Annotated in this window: 7 protein-coding genes, 1 tRNA gene and 1 riboswitch; of the genes, 6 read left to right on the top strand and 2 right to left on the bottom strand. The window is 66.0% G+C overall.

What is annotated here, in order from left to right; genetic code table 11:
- The 3 genes from HUK84_RS10290 to HUK84_RS10300 all read left to right on the top strand — a co-directional run.
- A partial coding sequence (locus HUK84_RS10290) for a hypothetical protein (protein ID WP_176640212.1) occupies positions 1-483 on the top strand: 483 nt, incomplete at its 5' end.
- Between the two features lie 129 nt (positions 484-612).
- On the top strand, positions 613-846 hold the full coding sequence (locus tag HUK84_RS10295; RefSeq protein WP_176640213.1) for an AbrB/MazE/SpoVT family DNA-binding domain-containing protein: 234 nt from the start codon (positions 613-615) through the stop codon (positions 844-846).
- A complete protein-coding gene (locus tag HUK84_RS10300) occupies positions 847-1,254 on the top strand; it encodes a type II toxin-antitoxin system VapC family toxin (RefSeq protein WP_176640214.1) in 408 nt (135 codons plus the stop codon).
- A 233-nt stretch (positions 1,255-1,487) separates the two neighbouring features.
- On the opposite strand, the gene HUK84_RS10305 is transcribed toward HUK84_RS10300, so the two are convergent.
- A tRNA-Gly gene (locus HUK84_RS10305) sits at positions 1,488-1,561 on the bottom strand.
- Positions 1,562-1,687: 126 nt separating this feature from the next.
- A riboswitch (SAM riboswitch) is annotated at positions 1,688-1,768 on the top strand.
- Positions 1,769-1,891: 123 nt separating this feature from the next.
- Between HUK84_RS10305 and metZ the strand changes: the two genes are divergently transcribed.
- The 3 genes from metZ (at position 1,892) to folE (ending at position 4,325) form a co-directional block, all read left to right on the top strand.
- Entirely contained in the window at positions 1,892-3,094 is a 1,203-nt protein-coding gene (gene metZ, locus HUK84_RS10310; RefSeq protein WP_176640215.1) for an O-succinylhomoserine sulfhydrylase, read from the top strand.
- 20 nt (positions 3,095-3,114) lie between these two features.
- Positions 3,115-3,591 carry a Co2+/Mg2+ efflux protein ApaG gene (gene apaG / locus HUK84_RS10315; RefSeq protein WP_176640216.1) on the top strand — a complete coding sequence of 159 codons (477 nt, stop codon included), beginning with the start codon at positions 3,115-3,117 and terminating at the stop codon, positions 3,589-3,591.
- Between the two features lie 116 nt (positions 3,592-3,707).
- Complete coding sequence (gene folE / locus HUK84_RS10320) at positions 3,708-4,325, top strand: GTP cyclohydrolase I FolE (protein ID WP_176640217.1); 618 nt, start codon at positions 3,708-3,710, stop codon at positions 4,323-4,325.
- 47 nt (positions 4,326-4,372) lie between these two features.
- On the opposite strand, the gene HUK84_RS10325 is transcribed toward folE, so the two are convergent.
- On the bottom strand, positions 4,373-4,948 hold a 576-nt coding region (locus HUK84_RS10325), incomplete at its 5' end, for a POTRA domain-containing protein (protein WP_176640218.1).

The raw sequence follows: 4,948 nt of genomic DNA on the forward strand, positions 1-4,948 counted from the left end.
TCCGGCCATGTGGCGCATCGCCAGGCCATGACGGGCGGCCCGGTCTCGCTGACCCAGCAGCCGGGCAGCGTGCTGGACCGGACCGCGCGCAGCCTCAGCGCATCCGACCTGGATGCGGCGGCGAAGCGGGGCGACACGCCCGTGGTACTGGTGGGCTCGGCCCCGCTTTCGACCCGGGCCGGCGAGGTCGCGCTGTTCGTGCAGTTGCAATCGGCCGCCCTGTGCGGGTCGGCAGGCTGTTCGACGTCGGTCTATCTACGCAAGGGGCAGCAGGATTGGGTCAAGGTGCTGGATTCGGTCAGCGGCCCGGTTTCACTGTCGCGCCGGACGCATGGCGGCATGCACGACCTGATCATCAACGGGACTGACCGGTGGGTATGGAGCGGCACGGCCTATCGCGACACGATGCGGGCGGCCGGGACGGACGATTTGCGCCAATCGATCGAGCAATTCCAGAAGACGCACCCGCACGCGCAGCACTGACCGCGCATCATCGCGCACCGCCTGGCGCGTGCACCGCGCTACTGCGCCACCATGCCCCCGACTCAAGGCAGTCCTTGCGGAAGAGAGGCGGATTTCTTACTCTTACCAGTAAGAGATGGAGATCCGGTCATGCGCATTACCTCCAAGGGGCAGGTCACCATTCCGGCCGAAATTCGCGAGAAAGCCGGGCTATTGCCACATACCGACGTCGATTTCGAGTTCGACGGCGAGGTTGTACGCCTGATACGCGCCACGCCTCGACACGGCGACACACGCGGCGCGAGGCTTATCGCGCATCTGCGCGGTCGAGGTGACGTGTCCATGAGCACCGACGCCATCATGGCTCTGACCCGGCGCGATTGAATGACATCGGTCCTGGTCGATGCCAATGTCCTGCTCGACATCATGACGGAAGACGAACGGTGGTTTGAATGGTCGGCCGACGCCGTCGCGCGCGCCGCCGACCGCTCGCGTCTGGTCATCAACCCGATCGTTTATGCCGAGGTCTCGATCCGCTATTCCCGTATCGAAGACCTCGAGGCTGCCCTTCCCCGGACCCTGTTCGACCGGGAGGATCTTCCCTACGAAGCGGCTTTTCTCGCGGGCAAATCCTTCCTCGCCTATAAACGGCGTGGCGGCACGAAGCGTTCCCCCTTGCCGGATTTCCTCATCGGGGCCCACGCCGCCATCGCCGGATACGAATTGCTGACCCGCGATGTGGCGCGCTACCGTACATATTTCCCGACATTGAGGCTGATCGCCCCCGCGTGACCATTCTGCCATCGGACCGGACGTCGCCCGAACGATCGCAAGGACAGCAGTCAGGTGCCGCAACGACCGTGAAACCGGATCGAGCGGCGTCCTTTCACCGGCAGTGCGAAGAGGGCCTTAAATCGCGGCGCTGCAGGGCAGCTCTCCCTGGAGGCCGGAGGAATCCGACCGGGTCATTTTCCCACGATTTCAAGCTTTTGTTGAACTCGGTGGGACATCCACAGAAGATGCTATGGAGCGGGTGAAGGGAATCGAACCCTCGTATGCAGCTTGGGAAGCTGCCGTTCTACCATTGAACTACACCCGCGGCGCTGCGGTCCGTATAACCCAGCGCCGCCGCGCATGCAATCCATCCGGCGGACCCATGCCCGCCGGCACGGTTGACGAGCCCTGTCCCGATCCGCAATAACCCAGACGTCTGGCGGACCGCGGTCCGGCGGGCCCTCGTGATTTGGATCGGCCGGCTTGCGGCGAGGTTAAAAAGACGCGCTAAAGAGGCCTGACTCCGCCAGAATCCGCGGGCGTCATGGTTTCCACGGTCGGATTGCCGCGTCGGGACGCGGGACGGCCGGATCGGTTCGATACCGGACGCCCCCTGCCCCGGCCCTTCTGACGATTCTGTTCCCGGGAGCTCATGATGAGCAACGATTCGACCGCCCCTGCCTATCGCCCCGCGACCCGCCTGCTGCATGCCGGGCTGGAGCGCACGCCGTTCGGCGAGACGAGCGAGGCGATGTTCCTGACGTCGGGCTTCGTCTACGACGATGCCCAGCAGGCCGAGGCGACCTTTCTCGGCGACGTGACGCATTACCAGTATAGCCGCTTCGGCAATCCCACGGTCGCGGCGCTGGAAAGCCGCCTGGCCGACCTGGAAGGCGCCGAGGCCTGCATCGCGACATCGACGGGAATGGGCGCCGTATCGTCGGCCCTGCTGTCGCACGTCAAGGCCGGCGACCGGGTGGTGGCGTCGCGCGCCCTGTTCGGGTCGTGCCACTGGATCGTCGCCAACCTGCTGCCGCGCTATGGCGTGGAGACAGCGTTCGTCGACGGGGGCGACCTGGAGGCCTGGCAGGCCGCGCTGTCCCGGCCGACGGCGGCGGTGCTGCTGGAAAGCCCGTCGAACCCGATGCTGGACATCCTGGACATAAGCGCGATCGCCGAACTGGCGCACCGGGCCGGGGCGCTGGTCGTGGTGGACAATGTCTTCGCCACGCCGCTGCTGCAGAAGCCGCTGGAACTGGGGGCGGACGTCGTCGTTTATTCCTGCACCAAGCATATTGACGGCCAGGGCCGCGTGCTGGGCGGGGCCGTGCTGGGCCGCAAGGACTGGATCGCCAACACGCTGCAGCCCTTTACGCGCAATACCGGCAACGCATTGTCACCATTCAATGCCTGGGTCATGCTGAAGGGGCTGGAGACGCTGGCCCTGCGCGTCGGGGCGATGACCGGCAACGCGGCCGCCGTCGCCGATCACCTGGCCGGGGCCGAGGGAATTGCGCGCGTGTTCTATCCCGGACGGCCCGATCACCCGCAGCATGAACTGGCCCGCCGGCAGATGAGCGGCGGCTCGACCCTGGTGGCGTTCGAGGTCTCGGGCGGCAAGGCGGCGGCGTTCGCCTTCATGAACGCGCTGCGGCTGATCGCCATTTCGAACAATCTGGGCGATGCCCGCTCGATGGTCACCCATCCGGCGACCACCACCCACATGAAGATCAGCGCCGAGGAACGCGCGCGGCTGGGCATCACCGACGGCGTGATCCGCTTTTCCGTCGGGCTGGAAGATATTATGGATCTGAAGGACGACCTGGACCGCGGCCTGGCGGCGGTCCGCGCACGATAAGGCAGGCAGGAACACGCGCCATGGCCCAAGACAGACCGCCGCCGCCCGGGATGAACCCCGACCCGGATGCCGCCCTGGCCGAGGCCATGGAACATGCCCCCTGCTATGAGGCGACCACGGGGACGATCCGCGTCATCGTCCGGACCTTCTGGCTGGACGACCAGTCCCATCCCGAGGAGCACCGCTTTACCTGGGCCTATCGCATCCGGATCGAAAATCACGGCAGCGAACTGGTCCAGCTCTTGCGGCGGACATGGGAGATCACGGACGCGGCGGGGCGGATCGAACATGTCCATGGCGACGGGGTGGTGGGCGAGCAGCCGACCCTGGAACCCAGCCAGGCTTTCGAATATACCTCGGGCGCGGCATTGCAGACGCCGACCGGCTTCATGCGGGGGCTGTTCCACATGATCCATCCCCTGACCCACCGGCAGTTCGACGTCGAGATCCCGCCTTTCAGCCTGGATTGTCCCTATTACCGCGCCATTATCCATTGATCCGGGCGTCTGATCCGGGCCTCGATCCACCCCAGCGACCGGTCCGGGCGACACCGGCCGCACCGCCGCCTGAAGCCGCCGCCCCCTGAACAAGACACGTTGGCAAGACACCTTCCATGACCGTGACCGATCCGGCTTCCCTGCCCCGCCCCTCACGCGAGGAGGCGGAAGACGCGATCCGTACCCTGCTGCGCTGGGCCGGCGAGGACCCGTCGCGCGAGGGGCTGCTGGACACGCCCGGCCGCGTCGTGCGGTCCTATGAGGAATTCTTCGAGGGGTACGGCGTCGATCCGACCGCGATCCTGTCGCGCACCTTCGCCGAAGTCGATGATTACGACGAGATCGTGCTGCTGCGCGACATCCGCTTCGAGAGTCATTGCGAACACCATATGGTGCCGATCATCGGCGTGGCCCATGTGGCCTATCTGCCGAACAAGCGGGTGGTCGGGATCTCGAAACTGGCACGGGTGGTCGAGGCCTATGCGCGCCGGCTGCAGATCCAGGAGCGGCTGACCGCACAGATCGCCAATACGATCAACGACGTGCTGCAGCCGCACGGCGTCGCGGTGATCCTGGAAGCCGGCCATCAATGCATGACCACGCGCGGCGTACACCGCCCGGGCGTGTCGATGGTGACCAGCCGCATGCTGGGGGTGTTTCGCACCAATTCGGACACGCGGCGCGAATTGATGGCGATGCTGAACCGCCCGTCGGTCGCCGATTCCCATATGTAATTACCCTGCGGCCGGCAATGGGCGCCCGCGAGGGGCGCCCGCCGGGATCAGTCGCCCGACTTTTCCGAGATCTGGAACGTCAGGATCACATGGTTGTCGCCCTGCGGCTGGGTGGGCACGGCCTGGATCGACGCGGTGATGTCGCGCTTCTGGTACAGTTTCTGCACCGCCGTCTGCGCGGCCGCCATCGATGCCTGGTCGATCGGCGAGCCGGCATGCAGCGGAATCGCCGCCGCCAGATCGTCGCTGGAAATCTTCTTGTTGCCCTCGAAGACGATCTTGTCGACCACCAGCGCCGCGGGCGCGGCGGGGGCCTGCGGGGCCTGCTCCTCGATGATCCACTGGATATTGACCGCGTTGCCGGCGAATTTCAGCTTCTCGCCGAATTTCAGGCCGACATTCTTCTTCTGGTACACGCCCATCACGTCCTGCACGGCGGCGTCGATCTGGTTGCGCGTGACGGTATCGCCCTGGTGGAAGGGAATCGCGGCCAGGATCTCGTCCGTCGTGACCTGCTTGTTGCCGGTGACGACCAGGGATTTCAGCTTCAGCGGCGCATTGGGCGCCGGCGGCGCCGCGGCGAAGGCGGCGGTCTGCGGCAGGACGGCCGCGGCGGTGCCGGT

Origin of the sequence: Nguyenibacter vanlangensis (assembly GCF_013376155.1) — a bacterium.
In the GTDB taxonomy this organism is placed as follows: Bacteria; Pseudomonadota; Alphaproteobacteria; order Acetobacterales; family Acetobacteraceae; genus Gluconacetobacter; species Gluconacetobacter vanlangensis.

Excerpts from the sequence above, each read along its gene's own strand:
- HUK84_RS10300 (WP_176640214.1), top strand. The coding sequence starts at position 847 with ATGACATCGGTCCTGGTCGATGCCAATGTCCTGCTCGACATCATGACG.
- metZ (WP_176640215.1), top strand. The coding sequence starts at position 1,892 with ATGAGCAACGATTCGACCGCCCCTGCCTATCGCCCCGCGACCCGCCTG.
- apaG (WP_176640216.1), top strand. The coding sequence starts at position 3,115 with ATGGCCCAAGACAGACCGCCGCCGCCCGGGATGAACCCCGACCCGGAT.
- folE (WP_176640217.1), top strand. The coding sequence starts at position 3,708 with ATGACCGTGACCGATCCGGCTTCCCTGCCCCGCCCCTCACGCGAGGAG.
- HUK84_RS10295 (WP_176640213.1), top strand. The coding sequence starts at position 613 with ATGCGCATTACCTCCAAGGGGCAGGTCACCATTCCGGCCGAAATTCGC.